Raw genomic sequence first — 26,183 nt, 5'->3', positions numbered from 1 at the left:
GCTACTATCAATATTTTATAACCAATCAACAAAATAGTCAACAAATGTTTTGCAATCTTTACAACCACTACAATGCCATTTGAACATTATAATATAGCTATTACAGTTCAATATAGCAATAAAATATTTTTGCCAGTTCTTCATTATCAAACACTAAAATTAAAAGAACAATGGGAGTATACCATATAAGAACCCATATTCCTTCCAAAGTTATACTTTCATCTTCAATACTCATAATATGAAGAATAATGAATATTTTTATCGTCATAAAATATCTGTAATTTCAATTTTATGATATAATATCTTTAGAATATAAATTGAAGTTTTAGGGGAGGTAATTGGGTATGAAAAAAACCATTAGTTTTTTATTATCTGCTGTATTAGCGACTAACCTTGGGTTGCATTTTGGACAAGCAAAAGCTGCCATCCTTGAAGAACATCGTATTTATATAAACGAAATCATGGCATCAAACACAAATACTATCCGTGACGGAGATCTTGATGACCCTAAACACGGGACATTAGGAGGAGCCTATTCCGATTGGATTGAGCTCTATAATGCTTCCGATGAATCTGTGGATTTAACAGGCTATAGTATTTCCGATGATGGTGCAACATGGTTTTTCCCTGAAGGGAGCATCCCACCTAAAGGTTATCTTGTAATTTGGGCTTCTGATAAGAATAAAGTAGCAAGTGACGGACAGCTGCATACAAACTTTAAACTTAGTGCTCAAGGAGAAAAAGTAGTATTGAAAACTCCTGGCGGTGAAGTTATTGATTCTATCATATATGGGAGGTTGGCTGATGATGAATCCTATGGCAGAAGTACAGACGGCGGAAACGAATTTTTGATTTTTTCAAAACCTACCCCCTACACAAGTAATGACAATTCACAGACAATTGTTCTTGAGCCTGTTTTTTCTCACCAAGCCGGTTTTTACACTGAGGAATTTGAATTGGAACTCTCTGTAAACCAAGAAGATACCAAAGTCTATTATACCCTTGACGGATCCGATCCGAAGCCCGGAGATCCACATACATTTGAATATTCCGGAAAGATAAAAATAAAAAGCAGAGCTGGAGAGCCTAATGTATTATCCATGATTAACACAGGAGAGTATTATTGGTATCCTCCTTTAGGAGAAGTATTCAAGTGTTCAACAGTAAAAGCTGTTGCTGTGAGGTCAGACGGTCAAACAAGCCGAACTATAACTCGGTCCTATTTTGTAGATCCCAATATGATGTCAAGATACAGCCTCCCTGTGATCTCAATTGTAACAGACGAGGCAAACTTATTTGACAAGAACACCGGAATTTATTTAAACAGCAATAAAAGCGGTGCAGATTGGGAAAGACCCGCTCATGTGGAATTTTTTGAAAGGGATGGAACCCTGGGCTTTTCCCATTATTGTGGTGTAAGGCTTCATGGAGGAGGTTCTAAGGGATTTGCTCAAAAAAGTCTTCGATTATATGCAGACAGAGGCTACGATTATAAAGATAAGATCAGCTATAATATATTTCCCGGACTTACAGACAAAGTGACCGGAAAAAGTATCACCGATTTTAAACGTCTTGTTTTACGAAATTCCGGCAGTGATTGGGCAAATAGCATGTTTAGGGATGGACTGATGCATAAGCTTGTATCCCATTTGAATCTCGATACACAAGCGTATAGGCCCTCAGTAGTATTTATTAATGGTGAATATTGGGGAATACATAACATTCGTGAACGATATGACAACATATATTTTGCATCCCATTACAATCTAAAAAAGAACAATGTCGCACTACTTGAAGTTACTTATTCCGGAAGTATCACAGTAAATGAAGGAACAGATGAAGATGCAAAAGCTTATACAAATGAAATAATCGACTTTCTTAAATCAAACGATATTACCCAAAAAGATAATTATGAGTACATAAAGACAAAAATGGATGTAGACAATTTTATTGATTGCTATGTTGCGAATATTTACTTTGCCAATGGTGACTGGCCGCAGAACAATGTTAGTATGTGGAGATACAAGACTGAGGATGGTTTATACCACCCAGAGGCACCTTATGGACAAGACGGCAGATGGAGATGGATAATAAAGGATACGGATTTTGGCTTCGCTGGACCAATGATGGGCGATGCCGGCATTAGACATGATACATTGAGCCATGCCTCAGAAAACCCAACAAGCGAATGGTCAGTATTTCTTTTTAAAAAATTACTGGAGAATTCTGAATTCAGAAATGCGTTTATAAATAGAATGGCTGATTATCTTAATACCTGCTTTGACTCTGAATTAGTTATGGATACAATAGACGAAGTCAAAAATGCCATAGCGCCTTCAATACCCGAACACAATGCCCGCTGGCAAGCCATTTGGGATTGGGACAGTGAGGTAGAGTTAATGCAAACCTTTGCTAAAGAACGTCCTTACCATGTGACCCAACACATAATTAATAAATTCAAAAGATTTGGTGTTACAGGTACTTATTCAGTTAACCTAGAGACTGATACTTCAAAGGGCTTTATCCGTATTAACTCCATTGATCTTAAAGATACCACCCGCGGAGTGAACAACCCGGAAGAGTGGACAGGAACCTATTTCAAAGGTGTGCCTTTGACAATTACGGCTATTCCTGAAGACGGATATGTTTTTGACCGGTGGGAAGGAACCGATGAAACATCCGACACCTTGGTAATAATGCCAACAAAAAATATAAATTTAAAAGCGATATTTAAAAAAGACAGTAGCACAGAATGTACAATTTCAGGATATATAGAACCGGATTTATCATCAACGGCTGCTGATATAAAATCAAATTTCAAGGTTGAAGTTTTAGACCTCAATGTGTCAGCATTGACTGATGAAGACGGATATTTTGAATTGTCTGTCCCCCAAAGCAATGCAGAATATGTTTTTAAAATAAGCAAAACCAATTATCTTGCGAGGGAAGTTCGAAAAGATACCGTTTCAAATGATTTGGCTTTATCTTCAAAGGAGTCACCATTGATTTTATGGGCCGGAGACATTGAGATAAATGGGAAATCGGACGGTGCCATAAATATGAAAGACGTTATGAAAATAGCGATAGCATTCGACACTACTCCAGTTGATGCAGAATACAAAGCAGATATAGACTTCAACAAAGATAACGCGATTAACTTAAAAGATATTATGATTATAGCAAAACATTTTAACACTACATCTCATGACTACAAATAAAATGAAAAGGTCTTGCAACTGCCTGTGGTGCAAAACTAATTTTAGAATATCTAAATAGAGGCTTATATCCAAGTTGGGACACGCATGATTTACGTTCTGTAGCATTAGCTAAAAAGCTAGGTCACAACTTGGATAAGCCATATAAATATATATAATGTTGAAGGATTAGCTTGTAGCGTTTTATTTTATCTCTTCCAGCAAACGGATTAAGAATGTCCAAGTTCTTCCTACTGACGAAATACTAAGATGCTCTTTTTCAGTATGAATGTCATACAAATTCGGTCCAAAGCTAATCATATCAACATCCGGTAAAATCCTTTTCAACACACCACACTCAAGACCGGCATGAACTGCGTTTAATTTTGCTTTTTGGCCAAATAAATCTTCAAAAACTCCAACTGCTATTTTTCTGATTTCAGATTTATCATCATATTCCCATGCCGGATAAGAGCTGTTTTCATGCGATATACCGTGGGTTCTCTTTGCAATTAACGACACCCGGTTTAGTAGTTCCCTTAAGGAACTGCCGGATGAAGAACGAAGTGAAATTGTAATAACCAGTTGCCCTTCTTTCTCTTCCACTATAGCATTATTCACACTAGTCTGCACCAAACCTTCAACATCCTTCGACATGTACTGCACACCGTCAGGCGTCATCATCAGAAAATCAATAATATCGTCGGATAATTCCTTTAAGAAAACTTCCTCAACGCCAACTTCCCTGACGGTAATAGTTAGTCCTTTATCTTCCACCCGATATTCTTCTTTTAATTCTTTTGATAGTGATTCTATTGCACGTACTGTACCATTTACATCTTCTGTTAATACAACCGCTTCTGCTTCCTTCGGAATTGCATTATGTTTGGTACCACCTGAAATCTTAGCCAAAGTAACTTTGTCCCTGCATTTATCTAGAATGCGGGCTAATAATTTGATTGCATTTGCTCTCTGTTTAATAATCTCCATTCCGGAGTGTCCGCCCTTTAATCCGGAAACTCTAATTTCCAAACCGGTGCCACTTCTCTTTTCTTTTTTCAATGGAAAGGTAATGGTTTGGTTTGCGCCTCCGGCACAACTAACTAAAAAAACACCTTCTTCATCGGAATCAATATTAAGTAGTATCTTTCCGTTTAAATGCTCATTAGTTAAAGCCATTGCACCATCCATGCCTGTCTCTTCCCCCGTTGTAACCAAAAGTTCAATAGCCGGATGTTTTAAATCATCAGAATCTAAAATTGCCAAACCATAAGCAACGGCAATCCCATCATCCCCGCCAAGAGTTGTATTATTTGCCCGTAAAATATCCCCTTCTACGATCATTTCAATCGGGTCTGTATCAAAATTATGAGTAGAACCTTCCCCTTTGATACAAACCATATCGCTATGCCCTTGGATGATGACAGCAGGTGCATTTTCATAACTGGAAGTTGCAGGCTTTTTGATGATTACGTTGTAAAGTTCATCTTGATAGACTTCCAAATTTCTTTCTTTCGCAAAACTCACCAAAAAGTCACTAATTCTCTTTTCATCACCGGAGCATCTCGGAATCCGGTTGATCTCATAAAACCAATGAAATACTTTCCGGGGTTCAATTGTATGAATTGTTGACATAAGCTTTCACCGTCTTTCCAAGTTTATCATATCTATATACATATTATTACCCATACTTATTATAATTCCAAGGTTCAAAGAAAATCTTTCGGTTGCTGAAAAATTTTCTTACCTTGAGATTGAATAGCTTTATTCCAATTCAAATGCGCCAGTATACAGTTGATAGTATTGGCCCTTTTGAGCTATTAGATCCTCATGATTGCCTCGTTCAATGATACGTCCCTGATCCAATACGATGATTACATTGGAGTTTTTAACTGTGGACAGACGATGGGCAATTACAAATACTGTTCTACCTTCCATCAAGGCATCCATACCTCGCTGTACAATGGCTTCGGTCCTTGTATCAATGGAGGATGTTGCTTCATCCAAAATCATAACCGGAGGGTCGGCAACTGCTGCTCTGGCAATAGAAATTAACTGTCTCTGACCTTGGGATAGATTTGCACCATTTTCAGTAAGCATTGTCTGATAGCCATCGGGCAAACGGCGAATAAAGTCATCAGCCCCCGCGAGTTTTGCAGCCTCAATACATTCTTCATCAGTGGCATCCAGTTTACCGTAACGAATGTTATCAATTACAGTACCGGTAAAGAGGTTGGTATCCTGAAGTACCATACCGATAGAACGACGAAGATCCGATTTTTTGATTTTGTTTATATTGATGCCGTCATAACGGATTTTACCGTCGGCAATATCATAAAAACGGTTTAGTAAGTTTGTAATTGTAGTCTTGCCGGCACCGGTTGCACCAACAAATGCTACTTTTTGTCCCGGCTTTGCATAAAGGCTGATATCATGTAAAATTGTTTTTCCCGGTTCATATTCAAAGTCAACCTCATGCAATCTCACATCACCGGTTAATTTGGTATATGTTACAGAACCATCACTACTGTGAGGATGCTTCCAAGCCCAGATTCCCGTTCTCTTCTCACATTCAACCAACTGACCGTTTTCCTCGCGGACATTTACCAAGGTAACATATCCGTTATCCTGTTCCGACTCCTCATCAACCAAATCATAGATTCTCTGTGCACCGGCAAGCCCCATAACAACAGCATTTATCTGCTGCGACACCTGATTAATATTGCCAACAAACTGTCTTGTCATGTTGAGGAATGGAACAACGATACTAATTCCCATGGCAAGTCCGGAAATACTCAAGTTTGGCACATTGGTAACCAATAAAACACCACCTATAATAGCAACAAAAACATACAGTACATTACCGATATTATTTAGAATCGGAGCCAAAATATTGGCATAACGATTGGCTGTTTTGGCATCGTTAAATAAAGCTTCGTTGATCTTATCAAAATCAGCCTTACTTTCATTTTCGTGACAGAATACTTTGATTACTTTTTGTCCATTCATCATTTCTTCTATAAAGCCTTCCATATGTCCAAGAGCCTTCTGCTGTTTAATAAAGTATCTGGCAGAACCGCCACCTACCTTTTTTGTGACAAAGAACATTATGGTTACACCTATTAATACAACAATGGTTAGCCACATACAATAATAAACCATAATTGCAAATACGGTGAGAACTGAGATACTGGACAACAAAAGCTGTGGGAAACTCTGGGAAATCATTTGTCTCAACGTATCAATATCATTGGTATAAACGCTCATGACATCACCATGGTTGTGGGTATCCACATATTTAATTGGAAGCGTCTGCATCTTGGCAAACATTTTCCCACGGAATTTCTTCAAGGTTCCTTGAGTGATAATTGCCATCAACTGATTATATGCAATACCGCTAAGGAGTGATAATACATAAAACGTTGCCAATATAGCAACAAGGGATAATATTCTTTCTCCTACTGCATTCCAGTCCCCAGTCTGCCAGTTATTCTCAATCAGAGCAATGACGTTCTGCATAAATATAGCAGGAATGGAGCTAATAGCTGCATTGAACAATATACATAAAACAGCAACCGGAAACATTACCGGATAAAACTCTAATATATTCTTGAACAAGCGACGGATAATTGATTTTTTACTCTTAATATTATTCATTTTCACTTTGTGCACCTGCCTTATTTTGAGAAATATATATTTCCCTATAAATCGTATTTTCCGCTAATAATTGTTTGTGATTTCCGATTCCATTGATAGAACCACCATCCATTACGATAATTCTATCTGCATCTTCAACAGACGCTGTCCTCTGGGCTATAATTATCTTGGTTGTCTCGGGCATATATTCCCTAAGTGCCTTACGAATCTTGGCATCGGTCTTGGTATCCACTGCACTGGTGGAATCGTCCAGGATTAATATCTTGGGCTTTTTGAGCAATGCCCTTGCAATACAAAGTCTTTGCTTCTGTCCACCGGACACATTGGATCCGCCTTGCTCAATATAGGTGTCATATCCTTTGGGGAACTGTCTTATAAATTCATCGGCGCAAGCGAGTTTACACGCCTGTACCAATTCTTCATCCGTAGCATCCTTATTACCCCAACGAAGATTTTCCTTAATGGTTCCGGAAAATAAAATATTCTTCTGCAACACAACAGCAACCTCATTACGCAGGATATCCAAATCATAGTCTCTTACATCCACGCCGCCTACTTTTACAATCCCTTCGGTTGCATCATACAGACGGGGAATAAGCTGAATGAGGGATGACTTTGAGGCTCCCGTACCACCGATAATCCCAATGGTCTCGCCGGATTTGATTTGCAAATTTATATTCGCTAATGCCATTCGCTCTGCCTTTTCCGAATACTTAAAACTTACATTCTCAAAGGAAATCGAACCGTCCTTTACTGTATGAATCGGTTTTTCAGGGTTTGATAATGTACTCTTCTCATTAATTACTTCAACAATACGCTTAGCAGATTCACTGGCCATAGTGATCATTACAAATACCATAGAAAGCATCATCAAACTGCTAAGAATCATAAAATTATATGTTAATATAGCAGAAAACTGCCCGATATCAAAATCCAATCCTCGACTGGTAATAATGGTATAGGAACCAAAGGACAAAACGAACACCATAACCAAATACATACAAAACTGCATTAAAGGTCCATTAAAAGCCAAGATACGCTCTGCTCTTGTAAAGTCTGCACATACATCCTGTGCTGCCAAATCAAATTTCTTTTGCTCATAATCTTCACGAACAAAGGATTTTACAACGCGCATTCCTTTAATATTTTCTTGAATGGAGCTGTTCAAAGCGTCATATTTTTTAAATACCTTCCTAAATAACGGTAATGCTTTGTAAGTTATAACAATAAGTCCAATCGCAAGAATCGGCACAACCACCAAAAAAATCCACGCCATGCGTTCACCCATTACAAAGGCCATTACAAAGGCAAAAACCAGCATCAAAGGAGCACGAACAGCCACTCGAATCAGCATCATATACGCATGCTGCACATTGGTAACATCGGTAGTCATACGGGTAATCAACGATGAGGTTAGGAATTTATCGATGTTTTCAAAGGAATAATTCTGGATACTATAGAACATATCCTTTCTTAAATTCTTTGCAAACCCACAAGATGCTGTGGCACTAGTTGAGCCTGCAATAGCACCGAACATGAGTGACAAAGACGCCATGACAATTAAGACAACTCCATAATTGATAATTGTACGTAATTCACAGCCACTTTTAATTAGGTTGACCAAATTTGCAGTGATAAATGGAATTATACATTCAATCACTACCTCTAGACTTATGAGTATCGGAGTTATAATTGATAATTTTTTGTACTCACGAATACTTCGAGCCAGGTCTTTAATCATATTACATCAATCCCTCCATTAAAAAATGAGTATTGTTCATCAACTGAATTTACGTGATAAACACTACTCGTTTTCTGCATCTATTGCAATTCTAAAATCATATTATTTTATATTCTTTTCACTACCAATTATGTCTTCTAAACTTCCGCTTACTTCTATTTCTAATCAATGGCTAGATATATGTACTAATGCTACTATAAAACCACAGTAGTAGACAAATACGATTAGAATATATTATCAAACTCCACCAATATTGTCAAATGGTAATTAGCTAAAATCAAACCCCCGATATATTCTAGTGTTTAATGTCCAAAGCTTTCAATTTTCCAGCCAGTCTGTGGAGTTTCATAAACCATGTGGCAATCCCAATGTTGCTTCCCACTACTAATTACTGCATCTTTATTGTATTTAAGTTCTACTGTTACTGTAAAAATTTTAGTATATTCATCGGGCTCATTAGTTAGCTCGACTTTCAACAATTTTGCAGTTTTCAGATTCTCAAAGGTTGATTTAGGACGAATTCCGGCACCGGTTAACGGCAATTCTAGGCCCTCATTAAACAATTCACTGTTCTCAATATTTGATGTTAAATTATCCAGTAGAGTTTTTCTAGAGATACAACTTTTTGCTGCCTCAGCATCCTTTTTATTCAACGCTTTGAAATATTCTTCAATAACCTGTTCCGGCTCCAATTTGGATAGGCTTATATCAAAGTCATCAGGCTGAGCCATCTTCCTAAGCCATTGGTTAATGGTTTGCCCTGTTACTTTTTCAAAGTTATTTCCTTTCAGACTGCAGGCGTTAAAAGTGCTGTGACGTCCGGCACTGATGAATGCACCGATTATTTTGCCTCTGCTCTTCACAACAATACCCCTGCAATCCTGTATAGGATAAAACTCCTTGGGCATACTTTCATGAATCCTGTATATTTCAACATCAATGTTTGAATCGTTTGAATATTCGCTCATATCAAGCCCAATATCTTTTGAAAGTTCATTGTTATAAGCAAAATAATATTCATTTGGATTAAAACCGGACAATGTCTTTATGTTGTTGAGCTTGTTTTCCATTACGCCAATCTGATAGTCAAGGGTCCATCCATATTTCTGAAACAGCGCCACAGCATCGGCGTTATCTATATAGATGTTAATATTTGAATTCTCCAGGAATGAATCAATATAACGCGCAAAATCTGTACTTGCTTCATATAGGCCTTCATCTTTTGCAATATAAGCTTTATTATACAGCGTATCGTAGTAAAGTTCATATTTATATTCCCCTGCCCCATCAGATAATTTTAGTGCATAGTGATTAGTATGATTGTTTTCCAAATCATCTTCTTTTGCAGGTGTTAGACTGTCTCTAAGGGTTGAATCGATGAATGCAAATATTTTTGAGTCGTCTGTCACAAACTTGCCTGCCGACTTAAAACCAATCATGTCGGAGAGGAACTCAATTTGCACCCTTGTACCGGAAAGACTTTTTGTCAAATTATCTTCATCTTTTTGCGGTTGAACGGATTGGCCCGGCTTAGGGTTTGCAACCAGTGCAATTCCTACTACAATTACAGTCACCACCGATGCAGCAATCACCCAATAGGGCAACTTCTTGTAATTTAACACATTTTTAATCCTTCCTTTTACATTTCCCTCGCCAAAAGCCAGGGTACTGCCATTTAAGATATGCCTTCCGGTTGCAAGCGACAATAATGAGCTGGCATAAGGCTTTTTAATATTTTCCCCCATTTGTTTCAATACTCTTTCATCACAGGACAATTCCATGTCTGTATTCATTAACCTAAACGCAATCCATACAAGAGGATTAAACCAATGTATTGATAATATTAAGAAAGCTAATATTTTTATTATGTGGTCTTTTCGATTGATATGGGTTTGCTCATGCAGCAAAATATAGCTTCTTTCAGTGTCATCAAGTCCAACCGGTAAATATATCTTTGGTCTTATCAAACCAATCACAAAGGGTGTTTTTAAATTCTTCGCCTCATAGATATTCTTCTCTATTAGCTGAGCACTTTTAAGCTGCATTTTTAATTTTACGAAGGATGTTAAACTATAAATAAGTAATGCCATTATTCCCAAGAGCCATATGTATGTCCCTATCTCCATGGAGTTTTCCAATATATTTGCACTTGTCTCAACCATATTTACACTTGCATCAACGTAGGAATCAAAGGGGGACTGGGCAGAGGGTGATTTATTTACAAATGAATCTAATGCATCTTGCCCGCTATTAACCTGAGGACTTTGGTAATAGATTACCTCATGTTGAATTGGCACAATATTCGTTCTCCAAGGTATAAGACTAAACATACTTTCAAAGGAAAATGGAATTACAAGACGAAAAGCCACCACAACCCATAAAGCATAGGATATGACTTTTGGAGCTTTTTTAAGTAGCAGTCTCATAAGCATCACGCAAAGAATTACATAGCTTGCCGTAAGGCTCATATTTAAAACAGTAGGAAATAGTTCCCGCATTGTTATGCCTCCTTGGTCTATTCAATATCGACTATACATTGTTAGTCTATATCGAATAGACCAATTTGTCAATCCACCTTATCGCAAAATTATTTTATAAGTCCTATTATAGCTTCCGACAACCGTTTTATTCCTTCTTCTATCTTGTCCTCTGTAGAATTTGTGTAATTTAACCTCAGTGTATTTGTTCCTTTCTTGTTAATATAAAAGGGGTCACCCGGAACAAAGGCAACATTCTGCTTTGATGCTATGTCGAATAATTCCAATGATGAAAATCCTTGAGGCAAAGTTGCCCATAAGAACATTCCGCCTTCCGGCTTTGTGCTTTTAACTTCTTCCGGAAAATATTTTTCAATCATTGAAACCATGCAATCTCTTTGTTTCTTGTATAATTCCGTAATCTTTTTAATATGATTATCAATATCATTATCAATTAAATACTGATAAGCAACCCTTTGAGAAAAATAGTTTGTGTGCAAATCCGAAGCCTGCTTTGCAATTATCAGTTTCTCCATTATTTCACGTTTGGCACATATCCAGCCAAGGCGCATTCCCGGTGCTATGATTTTCGAAAAAGATCCCAAAAGAATTGCATTATCCCCTAGATAGGTCTTCATCGATGGTACATCTTCACCAATAAATCTTAGTTCTCCATATGGGTCATCTTCAACAAAAATTGCATTAGTGTTCTTTAATATATTAGCTACGCTCTCTCTATTTTGTGCGGAATATGTAATTCCAGATGGATTTTGAAAATTAGGAACGGCATAGAACAACTTAGGAGTACATCTTTTTAAGACTTCTTCTAATGAATTAATGTCTATTCCATCATCAAGCAAGGGAACAGTATGAAATTTGGGTTCAAAAATTGAAAGTGCTTGAATTGCACCCAGATATCCAGGTTCTTCCAAGAGGATATCATCATTCTTATTAAGAAGAATCTTACCGATTAAATCAAGTCCTTGTTGCGAACCATTAGTGATTAATATTTCATCCGGGTCTATAATTAGCCCCTTCTTCTTCAAATACCTTTGGGCAATATATTGTCTAAGTGGCAAATACCCCTCTGTAGTGCTATATTGGAGTACATTATTGCCATCATCATTTAAAACCTTTTGAGTAGCTTTTTGAACTTCTTCAACCGGAAACGAAGCCGGATTAGGAAGTCCCCCTGCAAAGGATATTACTTGTGGATTAACAGTTACTTTGAGAATCTCTCTAATAAATGATTTTTGAACATTACCCATCCTATCTGCAAATTGAATATTCATTGTTAACTGCACCCCTTTCAAAATTAATTTATCAAATGCTATCATAATATAACTGAAATGTAAACTGTCAAATTGGATTTCACAAGGCATTGTATCGTATCTTAAAGCCCACCTTTGCTCCTACATTAAGCATAGGGTCAAGGTGGGCTTTTTTATGAATTTGATTTCAATTACTTGTTTTTGCTTATCCATTGGACTACAGGCTCAAGGTTTTCCTCTCTCACACCATCAAAACCGTTTACAATGTTTGAGATAGTCCCTTCTATTTTTCCATCTTTTTCTTTTCGACTTTTAAGTATCTTTAAAAACATGGACATCAAGATTTTATCCATACCCGTAAGCTCTTTTAAAGGCAGACAACCACCGCGCAAATAAAAAAACGGTATACTTTCTATTTTGTTATTTGCCACAACAGTTTCTTCATTGGGCTCTGCATGTGGTGCAGTACCTGATGCGCAAACAGCCTTGATATTATACTTTCTCACCTTGCCAAGGCCCTGTATCTTGCCGGCTTTTATCCAACCAAGAAATATGATTTCTTCATCCTTAATATCTTTTGGAAGCTCCTTTACCCGATAGGCTTTTAATTTCGTATTTTTCGCAAGCATATCGGCATACTTCTTCGTAAAACCTGTTTTCGATTCATAAACAATTATCATTTTGCTTAGTACCTCCTTAACTCCAATACAGACGTTTTGCGTCCCATACCACCAATCAACTTTATCACTTCTATAATTATTTTATTATAACACATTGCTCAAAAGAAAAGTCTTCGTATGTAGAATTATTTTTAATTGCTCCGTATTTTGCTCTATTAATTATTAGTTAGTTGGCCTTTAAATACTTAGAGATATCCAAATTTATTTCTTTAACACCTTGCGACACTAGCCTGGCAATCTGCTCAGCTCCCTTTTCTGTAAAGTGCGTATAATCTGTATTATTTACAGAGACCATAAAAAGCTTGTATGTTTCATTATAGCCTATCGAAGTATAGTAATTTAAGCTCTTTGTCATCAGATCAATGAGCTTTACATTTTTTTCTTCGGCTACTTGCTTCATAGCTATGCAATAATCAGGAAAATCATTAACAAAGCTATTGTTTTTATAATTAAGCCTTGCCACGGGAGTAATTAATATCGGTATAGCCCCCTTCTGGCGTGCTCCGTCTACGTATTTGCCAAGATACTCCTTATATGTCGTATATGGTGCCGCATAGCGATCGGGGTTAGTTATGGTTGCGTCATTATGGCCAAACTGAATGAATAAATAGTCGCCGGGCTTAATTACATTTAAAATTTCGTCTAGTCTTCCCTCAATAACAAAACTCTTAGAACTTCTTCCTGCAATTGCCCTATTGTCAACTACAATATTTGAAGTAAAATATTGACCTAAAAACTGTCCCCATCCGGCTTGCGGTGCATAGGATGCCCTATATGTCTGTGCAGTAGAATCGCTGGCTATGTAAATCGTAATTTTCCCTTCAGGCGTCGGTTCAGGTGTCACAGCCGGTTCTGTTGACGGGGATACTTTAAGATAGTCAACATTCGGTCCTCCGTCGGATGTAATAGCTGTCGCTCTGATAACATTATTTCCTTGTTCAAGTTTTACCACTACACTTGTTTCAATCCAACTAGTCCATGCCCCTGTTGAAATAAAATCCATACTTGACTTAATAATATTTCCGTTAACTTTTATCTCCATAGGTCTATTAACTGTTGTGCCGTTTGCGAATCTAAATGTAAGGGCAAATGCTCCTGAAGAAGGTGCATTAACATTCCACTCAATATATCCGCCAATTTCATTGTAATAATTCACATATGAATCTCCTGTATAGCCTGCATTAATGGTTTCCAACAAAGCCTGAGATATTATCGCATCTTCAGCCTGATATATTACCGATTCGTTTTTTTGCTTTTCTACCGGAAATTCTTTAATAATTTTTAATACGAATCTTTTTAGTAGTGTATAATCTATTGAATCTACTGTACCATTTCCGTTTAAATCAGCCACTATAGTTCCATTTTCGATTGGAAATGACTTTACTTGCTTTAATAAATACCTTTTCATCCAGGTACAGTCTGTAGAGTCTACAGTTCCACTACCGTTAACATCGCCATAAAGATAGCTTTTTGGAGTGTTTGTAGGAGTGGCCGTAGGCGTGCTTGTCGGCGTCACAACGGGTGCTTTAAAAAGATCTGCCAAATCCTCAGCTACAATACGGGCAAGCTGAGTAGCTCCCTCACGGTTGGGATGCAAGCTGTCATCCGGCATATATAGTGCAATCGTCGCATCTTTCCCTATTGATGTAAAATACTTCGAGCTTAAGACATTAAGGTCGACTAGTCGAACACCCTGTTCTTTAGCCACCTCTATAGTAGCCCTTCTATACCATCTATTTTGGGAATCATGTACATTTGATGAATTAAAGTCCGTTGCCCTTCCTTGAGGTGTTGACAATACCATAGTTGCACCGGTAGCCTTAGCCTTTACAACCATATCAGTCATAATTTCTTTGAATTGCGCTTCAGTTGTTGAGTTTTTAGAATTAGTATCATTTATGCCCAATTGTAATATGAATATGTCGCCGGGCTTAAGGTATTTCATTATTGCTTCAAATTGACCATCATCTCTAAAACCTCTTGCAATCTGGCCCGATGAAGCCATATTTCTAATTTGAAAAGTGTTGGTATCAACAAATTTAGACAACATCTGTCCCCAACCGGCCTGAGCACTTCCATCCAGGGGATAATAGTTGCAAACTGTTGAATCTCCTCCAATATATATCGTTCTATTTGTTACAGGAACATTCGATATCTTTTTTATTTCAAGAGCACTAAGGGTAAATGCAGTACCTTCTTTTCCCGCAGTTACCAGTATGTTTAACTGTCCATCGGTAATAGGGATTTGAAACTTGTCTGTTGCACAGTTTCCCGTCATGTTTATTATTTGATATACACCTTCTGCTGCCACACTTGCCCTCGAAGTATTTCCCAAAATGACTTTTACCTCATATAGACCATTATCAAGATCTACATTAAAAGTATTTTCACTTTTTGTGCCATATGCCATAAACTGGACAGCATCGCTCGTAAGACCGCTGCCTGATGCCGTGACATCCTTCATATTCCAAGGAGTATTAAAACCATAGCCCCTTGATTTACTATAAGCCGTAGAAGCGCTAACCCCTATATAACCCGGTTGTACGGCACCCCCTCCAAAATCAAACTTGTACTCATTTGAAGCTGCATTTACATGTAAATCTAAAAAACAGCCCAGCATTGTTATTATCATAATAATGCTAATAAAAAAACTTAATTTTCTTTTCTTCACATTATCTCCTCCCCAAAAAAGTTTGTTTTTTATATATAATACGTAGAAGTAATATCTTTTAAGGGTATTATATCACCTATCTTCAAAAGAATTTTTCGATTATTGAAAAATTTTCTTACCTCAATCCTCGTTCAGAGGATTTGTCAGAGTAAATTGTGATCAGGCTGGAAATCAGCTCTTCCCAGCTACCGGTATCCATATAGATCTCTATGGCATAGAACAGTTCCTGGCCGGTACAGAAAGCTGATATTTTAGGAGATTGTGCCTTCCTCCTCCATCGGATGCATGGTTTTACCGTCGACTGTAAAGGTAATACCGTCGGTATAGACCGGGTCACTATTAAAAGGCTATAGGAATTTCATGGCCATAATGGGCTTAAAAACATCTGTTGAAATTCCTATAACCTGAGGAGGAACCCGGTCCAAAAAGTTTGCTTGATGATGCAGATATTGATCCGACTCATCAGAAAATAGAGTAAAGATTGATTTCTGCCACTGGAATCCATTGGGTAAATTCTTCGGAGTAAAATGAAGTTTTCATGTCCGGCTCAAGATTGATGCCTTGAAGTTTGACTTTGACAGAATTAATAATATACTCCGAACATTCAGAAATAACTTTTTGTGACCATAGTCATATTATATAATAGAATTATACAATATGATGGATGCCAATACAACTAAGAAGGGTGAAAATAAGAAGGGTGAAAAAATTTGAAAAAAGAACAAGCAAAACGTAAAAGTAACAAAGGTGAAAAGACAAAGCAGAAACTATTAACCACCGCCGCTATGCTGTTTAATCAGTACAATTTCAAAGAGGTCACAGTGGACAGGATTGTAGAGGAGGCCCAAGTAGCAAAGGGCACTTTCTATATATATTTTGAATCTAAGGATGCCTTGATTGCCGCTTTCATTTCCGATTATGTCCGTAAAGTGGACACGGATTATCGGTCTGTACTGGACTCTTTTTCCGACGATACTTCTTCGGCCCAAATACTATTGGCATTAATCGGTAAAATAGCAGACACACTCACCGAGGTCATAGGTTACAAGAGCATGAGAACTGTATATCAACTAATGTTGACCGATGACATAGACATGGGTGCCATCAAGGGATATGACAGGGAGCTGTATCAGATATTTGCCAATGTGCTAAAAAGGGGCATTGAGCGTGGAGAATTTCAGTCTACTTTATCTTTTGAGGATCTTATAAGGCATTTTGTAATTGCCATAAGGGGCCTTTGCTATGAATGGTGTATCAGATATCCTGACTTCGACTTAAAGGCACAGGCTTTGGCATATTTTCAGATACTTTTGGATGGTATAAAATCAAAAACTTTATATTGAGGCTTATTTTCCATGTTCAACCTCATCTATAATGCTTTCGTAGAGTCATGCTAAACACTTTGATATTTAACATCTTCAATTGGTATTTGCTGAAGTGGATCGTAATTATACAACCGCAGGCAATAAAAAAGCTAATGAGCCTGCGTAATTTTGTCGCAGAAGTCATCAGCTTTATAAGCGGTTTAGGTTTTTAACCAGCAGTTGTCAATATAATAATCCCACGGCTACACAGCTAACGCAGGAAAATTTCATTGCTCTTTTCCCTCTATATTATGAATTCTCCACTGGATTAGCTTTCCACAAACCTTGCCAACAAAGCATTAAATTCGTCCTTCTGATCATAAAAAGATCCATGCCCGGATAATTCAAACGGTACCAGCCTAGAGTTTCGAATCATCCTTTGCTGTACCTCTCCTAGCTGAAAAGGAACTACTTTATCATGAACACCATGAATAATTAAGGTAGGCACATGGATAGCCTCCATATCAACGAATAATACTTCGCTAATCCAAGTCTTTGCAATGGCTGCAGTTGCCCACCCTGCCGCCTGTAAGCCCAACTGGAAGAACCAATCGGAGAATGCTTGGGATGTATGTTGAAAGAAAAACCGGTCGCCAAAATTCTTAAGCATTTGAGGACGGTCATTATATGTACCTTCGATTATCTGCAATACTGTCTCTTCATCAATACCATATGGAAAATTAGGGCGTTTGATCAAGCTTGGGGCCGCTGCTGCAATAAGAACCAGCTTAGTTACCCCATATCCTTTATGTCGTCCCATATATCTTACTGCTATCGCACCCCCGGTAGAATGTCCGGCTAAAGTAAAGTCCCGCAGACCTAAGGCTTCCACCACTCCCCTCACATCGTCAGATAAGGTATTATAATCATATCCACAAAACGGTTTATCCGATCTACCAAAACCTCTTGTATCAATTCCAATACATCGATAACCTAATTGGGGCAGCTTATCAAATTGGTATTCAAACAGATTATGATTGCCTGGCCAGCCGTGTAGAAACAGGATTGTCTTTTTACATTCCGGGTTTAAATCCTCAACATATACATTTACACCATTCACATTAACATAATAGCCCATATTGTCCCCCTTAATGAATAATACTAAACTATAGTATTCATTAAGAGAATTTAATGTGATGTTAGTGATTGGTGGTGATGATTTGCATTACCTCCACCATAGTCAATTTTTAGTAGGTGCTGTACTATGATGACTATAGTGAAGAAATACAAAAGTCTCAGGTATTACAACAGAACGCGAACTTCAAACTCATTATGACAGCGTGGGCAATCCACTTTATGCTTTCCCGTTTTTCTTGGCAAACGCAGGACAGATTTACAATGGGGGCATCTGCGATAACGTTTTGTCTTAATATCTTTAATCCTTTGAATTGTCAAAGTTCCTTTTGATTTAACAGGCTTCCAGAGCTTCATAAACTTCTCATTTTCCCTTTGCCTTTTATAAATATTTCTCGAGAATGTTCTGAAAATCACTATAAATATAACTGCATATATTAATAGGCTAATTATATTTGAACGGATAAATAAATTGGCTATAAGCAAAATAAAATATACAACAAATAACCAATTAGAAAGTTCGTCCGTTCCATATCTGCCATACATAAATCTTGCTAATTTACTTTTGAAATTTCCCATCTTAAATTCCTCCCTATTTATAGAAACTTATTAACAACACATACCACATAACAACCTTGCCATACACATCCCCCAACAAAGGTTGCTTAGATTGACTACAGGCATACCAAAGTTATAACTTTGCTGCTGATAAACCCTTCCGCCGTTTTGTATTTGATTTAACAAGCTCTGATACTGCACATTATTCGGCTCCATCTGAACTGCTGTTTTGGCGTGATTAAGGGCTGTAACTTTATTGTCCAATCCATAATTTGCAATTGCGCTGTAGTAATACCACTGGGCACTTCTGTTGTCTATATTAGACAGCACATTTAGCGCCTCCGCATAATATCCGGCACGCAAATAGCTTTTTACCGGCTCAAATTCAGAAGATCCTTGCCTCTGTTGACTGTTTCCAAAGGGACCAAACCCGCCGAATGGGTCAAATCCGAAAGGATTAAATCCCCCAAAAGGGTCAGAATTGCCTCCATATCCATAGGAACTTTGGCCGCTGTATCCTCTGCTACTGTTAGTTTGGGAAGTGTTCCCGCTTTTTATCTGATCATAAGCTGCGTTTATTTCACTCATTTTCTTTGCAGCTTCTTCATCTCCGTGATTAACATCCGGGTGGTATTTTTTCGCCAATCGACGATAGACTTTTGTAATTTCTTCAATGGAGTCATTTGGCGATACTCCAAGCACTTTGTAGGGGTCGGTCATTTCTTATTTTCCCTCCTTTGTTTTTGTTTTTCTGCCTCATACCTTGTCCAAACACCGGAATAAAGGATATTCTCAATCAGGTGCTTATCCTGATTGATTGGCAACCGCTTATATTTATCTATACAGTCAGCCATAAGCAGGTTCAAAATCATGCTGAAATCTTCAGATGAAGCCATAATCAGGGGGTTATATCGTTCATGCTTTATATCATCTTTTAAATCAAGACATGCGTCCATTATATAAATAAACTTGCCCAGAGACCTTCCAAAGGCCCGCAAGCTTTCTGTATATTCATCTTCATACAAAACAAAGATTTCACCCATCAGCTTTCCAAAAGTATTGGCCGGAATATCGGCATTAAGTTCTCCGGACTTTTCTATTATTGAAAGCTCCTTTAAGCAATCACTGACTACCGTGCATTTATTTGGATACTGCTTAAAAATCCGCTTATATTGACGCTCAAACAGTTTTGCTTCACCCAATGACAGAATATTTTTATCGTCTGTCCAATCGTCTAAAAAATTGTAATAGGCAAGTACGACATTCATGTCGGCAGCATAGTCTGTTATAGCATTTTGCCAGTATTGGTGCGGCTTTAGAGGATGAATAATGCAACGCTCGGTTTCTATTTTATTGTCAGTTTTATATAGTGCAGAAAGGAACAGGACAAGAAAAGTCATGTCATAAGTAAGGGTTATACGGCTTATTGTCCCATGACGACTCCCTAATGCCTTGCATAAGCCACAATAGCAAGAACGATAATGCTGTTTTTCTTCATCTGTCAGCTTATCAACATTTGCAACTATATAGCCAAACATATTATTCACCCTCCTTCCTCTCTTACTATTTTACCTACAAATTATATTATTGTATAATTTCCCACCAGTCTAGGACCAATTATCTTCATTATCTGAAGTTTTATCATGGGGAGCTTTTTGATGCCTTTTTGGTACGTTTAACAGCTCCATGACTGCAACACAAGATCATGTTTATTATATAAGGCAAATATAGACTGAATATTAACAAAATATCTAGATGAAGACGAAATAATACATTAATAGACCAATAATAAAGAGATAGGCTTTTTGTTTAAAATCAGTTTAAAATAGAATGATAAAGTATATACATATAAAGAAAAGGGAGGTATTTCGATGTTTCGCATCATAGTAGTGGAAGATGACCACAACACCAGGAGGTTAATGGAAGCTGTATTGGTTCAAAACGGTTATGAAGTTATCCTTGCTAAGGATGGTATAGATGCCCTTGAAAAAATGTACAATTATCACGTGGATTTGATTATTCTCGATCTTATGATGCCTCGCATGGACGGCTATGAATTAAGTGAAACATTGCGTAAAGGTAACTGTAACCTACCGATTTTAATGGTAACGGCAAAAGAAACACCCGCTGACAAAAAGAAGGGTTTTCTTGTAGGAACCGATGATTATATGGTAAAACCGGTTGACGAGGAGGAAATGCTTCTGAGAATTGCAGCACTGCTTCGCCGTTCCAAAATCGTAAATGAGCACCGGCTTATAGTGGGAGAAACGGTTCTGGATTATGATGCCCTTACTGTTTCGAAGAAGGGTACTGTTCTGGAATTACCAAATAAAGAATTCATGCTGTTATACAAATTATTGTCCTACCAAAACAAAATTTTTACCCGACGCAGTTTAATGGATGAAATTTGGGGGATGAATTCGGATACTGACGAACGAACAGTAGATGTTCACATAAATCGTTTACGTGACAGATTTAAAAATAGTTCGGATTTTGAAATAATTACAGTTCGAGGACTCGGATACAAGGCGGTGGTAAAAGCATGAATAGAGGAAGAACTTTGAATATCCAGATGGTATTTCTGGTTTTTTATATTATGATTTCCTCAGGGGTTTTGACAGGAGTGTTTTTCTTATTTTTATTTGCAATAGGCATTTTACCAATTCCCAGACTTGCCCCTATTCTATACCCGTTAGTGGCATTACTCGTCAGTAGTATTATAGGTACTTCTATTTCGGCAGTAGCCAGTGAAAGAGTGCTAAAACCTCTTAATCAACTGATTAAAGCAACCAAAGTAGTGGCTACCGGTGATTTTAGCGTCCGGGTTGAAGAAATTAACGGTCATTCGGAAGTGGGTAATTTAATTAAAAATTTTAATCACATGGTAGAAGAGCTGGGCAGTATAGAAATGTTCCGCAATGGTTTTATCAATGACTTTTCCCATGAATTCAAGACCCCTATTGTTTCAATCCGGGGATTTGCCAAGCAACTGCAAAATGACAATCTTTCTCCGGAAAAGAGAAAAGAGTACACCGATATTATTATAAGTGAATCCGAACGGCTGGCTAATATGTCTGCAAATGTTCTTTTACTTAACAAATTTGAAAATCAGCAAATTATAACAAATAAAACGGAATATGAATTGGATGAACAGATAAGGGATTGTGTTATACTCCTAGAGAAGCAGTGGAGTAAGAAAAACATAGAGATTAATCTGGATTTGGAACCTATAAAAATATACAGCAATCAAGAGATGCTTTCTCATCTTTTCATAAATCTAATTGAAAACGCAATTAAATATACCAACGATAATGGACATATTTCAATCTGTTGCCATGAAGCAGTTGATGGTATTCAATTTAAGATAAGCGATGATGGAAATGGTATGGATGAGAACACCAAAAAACGTATTTTTGATAAATTCTTTCAGGGGGATAAATCCCATGCCGTTAAGGGAAATGGGCTTGGTCTTTCAATTGTCAAACGAATTGTGGAACTATGCAAAGGAGATATTGTTGTAGAAAGTGAAATAAGTAAGGGTACAACTTTTATTGTGAAGTTACCTAAGTCTTAGTGACTTTCTTCTTTTCTATAGCTGAAAGCTACTCCAGCAAATTGTTTAGGGCATGTTTTGCTGCCATACTCCAAAATATTCCAAACTTTTATCATAAAAATATGTAGTGGAAATGCACCTCGTTGACATTAGCTGGCAACTTATATATAATATGCTTGACAATATTCGGTTATAACAAGATTTGGAGGATTAAATGTATGAAAATTCTTGTAGTTTTAGGACATCCACACAAAGGGAGTTTTAATCACGCGATTGCACACACAGCTATTGATCTTTTGAAAAGCAATGGGCATGACGTAGTGTTTCATGACTTGTATGAAGAGGGCTTTGATCCTGTTATAACGCATGAGGAGATACCCAAGGACGGAGAAATCGATAGCGTTATAAGAACACACTGTGAGCAAATTTCAGATGCAGATGGAATAATAGTTGTACATCCCAATTGGTGGGGACAACCTCCAGCAATTTTAAAAGGATGGATTGACAGAGTGATACGTCCGGGTGTAGCTTACAAATTTGAAGAAAACGATAGAGGCGAAGGGGTTCCGGTCGGCTTGCTGAAGGCAAAAGCAGCCATAGTGTTTAATACATCAAATACCTTCCATGACAGAGAAATCAAAGTTTTTGGAGATCCCCTCGAAACCATATGGAAAAATTGCATTTTTGGACTATGTGGCGTAAATAATTTTTACAGAAAAATGTATGGGGTAATTGTAACCAGTACTTTGGAAGAACGGCAGAAATGGCTTGATGATGTGAAAGAGGTAGTTAACAGGTTTTTTCCATGCAAAAGTTAATACAGGCGTATAAATACTTCTGTGTATGGTATTTTATGCAATCCTTCCAAGCAACTAATTTCGAGTATCAATTGAGATTTCAACATACCCTTCTCTAAGTTTTTCTCTTATTACTTGATTCTGAAAATTCACCCCCAAGAATTTGCCAAAAGATAATCTCCCGTTTGATTTTGCTGGACTATATGGTATAATATAGCCATCAAATTCGATCCTAATATCTGAAATGGGTGTATTATAAATGGACCAACATAAACTACGTCTTACTCATGATGAAATAACATTACTAAAGTCCGTAATTGAGTGGGTGGAGAAAAAATCCACAAATGAATCTAATAGAATTCTGTTAGGTTCTATAAAAGATAAAATAAATCAAAAACTTCAGTATAATGATGATTTTTCATATTTAAATGGATTATCCGAACAAGCAAAGCAATTTTTCTTTGAGTTCATGGATAAATATGGAATTAATTTGTACCATTCAATAAGTTCAGTCCTCCATCAAAAAAAATATAGATTTTTTGATGAGTATTTTGAATACTATTATCAAAAGTATAAAGATAAAAGCCCCTTATTGCAGGATAAAATAAATGAATTACAAGAAATGATCAATCACGTTTCCAGACGTATAGGTGTTACATTTGATGAAAAGCAATAAACTATCTAGCTACCATTACAAAGTATATATAGTACCGTCACCGTCAAAATGTTGGAGGTAAAGAGATGAAAACCGTAATTATTCATGGACAAAATCATAAGGGTAGTTCTTATAACATAGGAAGGGCTTTAGCTAATAAAATTGCAACTGAAAACGAGATTACAGAATTCTTTCTGCCTAGAGATTTAAATCATTTTTGCTTAGGATGTTATAAATGTCTTGAAAGTGAAACAAAATGTCCTTTCTATGATGAGAAACATGTCATTGAGTCGGCAATCGAATCAGCGGAATTATTAATATTCACTACCCCCACATATTGCATGAGGGCCTCCGCTCCAATGAAATCTTTCATTGATCTCACATTTATAAACTGGATGCCTCACCGTCCAAAAGCGTACATGTTTCAAAAGAAGGCAGTGGTTATATCAACAGCAGCAGGTGCGGGCACAAGTAAAGCTATAAAAGATATTACTACATGCTTGTTTTATTGGGGCATTCCGTACATAAAAACTTTAGGCTTTAGTATACAAGCAATGAGTTGGCAAGAAATATCCGCAAGTAAAAAGCAAAAAATCGAAAAAGCTATTGACAAATTGTGTAATGAGTTGAAAAAAGTAAAAAAACCAAAAGTGGGATTTAGGACAAAGTTTATCTTTAATCTAATGAGAATGAATGTAAATAATAAGGAGCTTATATCGACTCCTTTGGCAAGTGATTACTGGCATTGGCATAACAATGGGTGGTTTGATAAGAAAAGACCTTGGCTATGACAATATATTTGATACTGTGTTACTTTGTTCATTCCATAAGGAATAAAGAGATATATAACGAGTGAATTATCAATTAACGGAAAGGAGCGGATAGAAATATGGATGAAAAAGAAATGCACAAAGATGTATATAAGGCTAAGAAATGGAATTTCATCATAATAGGCTTTTTTGCCGCGATATTTTTATTTGCTCTAGTTGGTCTTGGAATTTATACATACCAGCATACGTTCACAGTTGAAAAATGGTTTGAGGCACCAAACGACAGAATAAAGATAGTTGATGACTTAATCAAAAGGTACAAGCTTATTGGAAAGACAGAACAGGAGATCATTTCTTTGCTAGGTGAAGAAGAAGAGTATGCAAATACCAAAACATCTTTTAAGATGAGTGAAGAGTATTTTGAGCCCGAAAGCACTATTATCTATCACTTGGGAGTTAGATATGTAGATGATATGTGGCTTATATTGATTTTGGAAAATGGCATAGTTGTCGATTACCGAATCGATGCAACTTAAGTCTATCCAATTTTTATTTCATTGCTTGAAATATCATTTATACACCCCGCATCCATCTCACAAACGGTGTCACAAAGCTCACGGATGTCTTTCCTCCCCTTTAATATCGTATGTAATAAGTCTAACTCGTGTATGTATGCACAGTATTTAACAAAACCTCAATAAAATGTTAACATTTCAATGCTATACACATATCTATCACAGCCTTTTTAGGAGTTTACTTTCCAATTCCATTATTTTCTTTTCCAAAATGCATATATCTTCTCTCTCTTCAATTCCTATCCATATTTTATCAATAATAATTCGATATATAAAACCAATATCAATATTTGCTTTTGCGATTTGACTATAACCCTCTAAAACATTATCAAGAACCTCTATTGGAATCATATAAAAGTCTATTGCCGGGTCTGCCCAACCGGAATCGCCCCAATCAATTAGAGATAATAACCAGTCACTTTCCGTACATAAAAAGTTAAACTGATTGGTATCACCATGGACAAAACATTTTTTATATGTGAAAAGTTCTTGTGTATATTTATTTTGTATTAGTTCCAGTAAATACGAAGATTTGCTTCTGTTGTTAGCCATACCTTGAATTATCATATCTTTTGTATAGTCTCTATCAGGGCTATCAAGCCACCCTTTTGGATCTTCACAGTGTTTAATATTAACATGTATTTTCCCAACTTCAAAACCAATCTCTTCCCATGTATTATAATAATGCAAGTAATCCTCTATTTCACCAAGGGTCACACCGTGAATCCTCTCCCAAATAGAATATGTTTTATTTAATATCGAATAAGAGTCATCAAAGCAAATCAATTCCGGTGTTTTTATTCCATTTGATTTTGCTACCGGAGCTGCTACAGATTCCGTAAAAGCATCAGAAATTGCTTCCGGATGATCTGTAGGAATCCTTATAATATAATTTTCTGTTGCATATATTTCATTTGCAATACCATGAGTACTTAATTTAACACAAGCTTCATCTATCCGATTTTTACGTAAAATTTCCAGAATTTCGCTTTTCATATTTTTCCCCCGCATTATCTACTGTTAGTGTAAAGTAAATTACACTAGTTATATATTGAATATGCTATTTATCAACGGTTTCAAAGTTTTTTGATATAAAAAAACAATGACCCCCTTTTTTCTGATATAATTGAGTTCACCACAAACAAA

Annotated in this window: 20 protein-coding genes, 1 pseudogene and 1 riboswitch; of the genes and pseudogenes, 9 read left to right on the top strand and 12 right to left on the bottom strand. The window is 36.9% G+C overall.

The window, feature by feature from the left end; genetic code table 11:
- The first annotated feature begins 344 nt into the window (after positions 1–344).
- Together EFD62_RS12555 and EFD62_RS12550 are read left to right on the top strand one after the other, a co-directional pair.
- Complete coding sequence (locus EFD62_RS12555; protein ID WP_128706226.1) at positions 345–3,218, top strand: CotH kinase family protein; 2,874 nt, start codon at positions 345–347, stop codon at positions 3,216–3,218.
- 17 nt (positions 3,219–3,235) lie between these two features.
- A pseudogene (locus tag EFD62_RS12550) lies at positions 3,236–3,373 on the top strand (GNAT family N-acetyltransferase); the annotation flags it as partial.
- Positions 3,374–3,398: 25 nt separating this feature from the next.
- Here the strand turns inward: EFD62_RS12550 and EFD62_RS12545 are convergent.
- The 7 genes from EFD62_RS12545 to EFD62_RS12515 form a co-directional block, all read right to left on the bottom strand.
- Positions 3,399–4,829, bottom strand: a complete 1,431-nt coding sequence (locus tag EFD62_RS12545) for an aminoacyl-histidine dipeptidase (protein ID WP_128706225.1) — start codon at positions 4,827–4,829, stop codon at positions 3,399–3,401.
- Between the two features lie 129 nt (positions 4,830–4,958).
- Complete coding sequence (locus EFD62_RS12540) at positions 4,959–6,851, bottom strand: ABC transporter ATP-binding protein (RefSeq protein WP_069196427.1); 1,893 nt, start codon at positions 6,849–6,851, stop codon at positions 4,959–4,961.
- Positions 6,844–8,592 carry an ABC transporter ATP-binding protein gene (locus tag EFD62_RS12535; RefSeq protein WP_128706224.1) on the bottom strand — a complete coding sequence of 583 codons (1,749 nt, stop codon included), beginning with the start codon at positions 8,590–8,592 and terminating at the stop codon, positions 6,844–6,846. Before EFD62_RS12535 ends, EFD62_RS12540 begins: the two co-directional genes overlap by 8 nt.
- Before the next feature lie 302 nt (positions 8,593–8,894).
- The gene (locus tag EFD62_RS12530; protein WP_069196158.1) at positions 8,895–11,090 is read right to left on the bottom strand and encodes a M56 family metallopeptidase; all 2,196 of its coding nucleotides are present in this window, start codon (positions 11,088–11,090) and stop codon (positions 8,895–8,897) included.
- An 89-nt stretch (positions 11,091–11,179) separates the two neighbouring features.
- Positions 11,180–12,361: an aminotransferase-like domain-containing protein gene (locus EFD62_RS12525; protein WP_069196157.1), complete on the bottom strand. Its 1,182-nt coding sequence runs from the start codon at positions 12,359–12,361 to the stop codon at positions 11,180–11,182.
- 170 nt (positions 12,362–12,531) lie between these two features.
- Positions 12,532–13,020, bottom strand: coding sequence for a flavodoxin domain-containing protein (locus tag EFD62_RS12520; RefSeq protein WP_069196156.1), 489 nt, complete (start codon positions 13,018–13,020; stop codon positions 12,532–12,534).
- A 166-nt stretch (positions 13,021–13,186) separates the two neighbouring features.
- On the bottom strand, positions 13,187–15,691 hold the full coding sequence (locus EFD62_RS12515) for a GDSL-type esterase/lipase family protein (RefSeq protein ID WP_069196155.1): 2,505 nt from the start codon (positions 15,689–15,691) through the stop codon (positions 13,187–13,189).
- A gap of 710 nt (positions 15,692–16,401) precedes the next feature.
- Here EFD62_RS12515 and EFD62_RS12510 point away from each other — a divergent pair.
- On the top strand, positions 16,402–17,034 hold the full coding sequence (locus EFD62_RS12510; protein WP_069196154.1) for a TetR/AcrR family transcriptional regulator: 633 nt from the start codon (positions 16,402–16,404) through the stop codon (positions 17,032–17,034).
- Between the two features lie 149 nt (positions 17,035–17,183).
- Positions 17,184–17,299: riboswitch (Fluoride riboswitch) on the bottom strand.
- A gap of 24 nt (positions 17,300–17,323) precedes the next feature.
- Here the strand turns inward: EFD62_RS12510 and EFD62_RS12505 are convergent.
- From EFD62_RS12505 to EFD62_RS12490, 4 genes are all read right to left on the bottom strand, one after another.
- The gene (locus EFD62_RS12505) at positions 17,324–18,133 is read right to left on the bottom strand and encodes an alpha/beta fold hydrolase (protein ID WP_069196153.1); all 810 of its coding nucleotides are present in this window, start codon (positions 18,131–18,133) and stop codon (positions 17,324–17,326) included.
- A 164-nt stretch (positions 18,134–18,297) separates the two neighbouring features.
- The gene (locus EFD62_RS12500; RefSeq protein ID WP_069196152.1) at positions 18,298–18,708 is read right to left on the bottom strand and encodes a hypothetical protein; all 411 of its coding nucleotides are present in this window, start codon (positions 18,706–18,708) and stop codon (positions 18,298–18,300) included.
- A 30-nt stretch (positions 18,709–18,738) separates the two neighbouring features.
- A complete protein-coding gene (locus EFD62_RS12495) occupies positions 18,739–19,407 on the bottom strand; it encodes a DnaJ domain-containing protein (protein WP_069196151.1) in 669 nt (222 codons plus the stop codon).
- On the bottom strand, positions 19,404–20,225 hold the full coding sequence (locus tag EFD62_RS12490) for a DUF5685 family protein (RefSeq protein ID WP_069196150.1): 822 nt from the start codon (positions 20,223–20,225) through the stop codon (positions 19,404–19,406). The genes EFD62_RS12495 and EFD62_RS12490 overlap by 4 nt, the downstream gene beginning before the upstream one ends.
- A gap of 333 nt (positions 20,226–20,558) precedes the next feature.
- Here EFD62_RS12490 and EFD62_RS12485 point away from each other — a divergent pair, with 333 nt between their 5' ends.
- From EFD62_RS12485 to EFD62_RS12460, 6 genes are all read left to right on the top strand, one after another.
- Positions 20,559–21,233 carry a response regulator transcription factor gene (locus EFD62_RS12485; protein WP_069196149.1) on the top strand — a complete coding sequence of 225 codons (675 nt, stop codon included), beginning with the start codon at positions 20,559–20,561 and terminating at the stop codon, positions 21,231–21,233.
- Positions 21,230–22,261 carry a sensor histidine kinase gene (locus tag EFD62_RS12480; RefSeq protein WP_069196148.1) on the top strand — a complete coding sequence of 344 codons (1,032 nt, stop codon included), beginning with the start codon at positions 21,230–21,232 and terminating at the stop codon, positions 22,259–22,261. The genes EFD62_RS12485 and EFD62_RS12480 overlap by 4 nt, the downstream gene beginning before the upstream one ends.
- A 197-nt stretch (positions 22,262–22,458) precedes the next feature.
- Positions 22,459–23,058, top strand: a complete 600-nt coding sequence (locus EFD62_RS12475) for an NAD(P)H-dependent oxidoreductase (protein ID WP_069196147.1) — start codon at positions 22,459–22,461, stop codon at positions 23,056–23,058.
- Between the two features lie 238 nt (positions 23,059–23,296).
- Positions 23,297–23,713, top strand: a complete 417-nt coding sequence (locus EFD62_RS12470; protein WP_069196146.1) for a hypothetical protein — start codon at positions 23,297–23,299, stop codon at positions 23,711–23,713.
- A 65-nt stretch (positions 23,714–23,778) separates the two neighbouring features.
- On the top strand, positions 23,779–24,483 hold the full coding sequence (locus EFD62_RS12465) for a flavodoxin family protein (RefSeq protein ID WP_069196145.1): 705 nt from the start codon (positions 23,779–23,781) through the stop codon (positions 24,481–24,483).
- 98 nt (positions 24,484–24,581) lie between these two features.
- Positions 24,582–24,998: a hypothetical protein gene (locus EFD62_RS12460; RefSeq protein WP_069196144.1), complete on the top strand. Its 417-nt coding sequence runs from the start codon at positions 24,582–24,584 to the stop codon at positions 24,996–24,998.
- Positions 24,999–25,196: 198 nt separating this feature from the next.
- On the opposite strand, the gene EFD62_RS12455 is transcribed toward EFD62_RS12460, so the two are convergent.
- A complete protein-coding gene (locus EFD62_RS12455; RefSeq protein ID WP_069196143.1) occupies positions 25,197–26,033 on the bottom strand; it encodes an aminoglycoside phosphotransferase family protein in 837 nt (278 codons plus the stop codon).
- Positions 26,034–26,183: the final 150 nt, after the last annotated feature.

This window comes from Acetivibrio mesophilus (assembly GCF_004102745.1).
Classification (GTDB): domain Bacteria; phylum Bacillota; class Clostridia; order Acetivibrionales; family Acetivibrionaceae; genus Hungateiclostridium; species Hungateiclostridium mesophilum.
The sequence above is the reverse complement of the archived record's forward strand: the minus strand, read 5'-3'. Positions and strand labels throughout refer to the sequence as shown.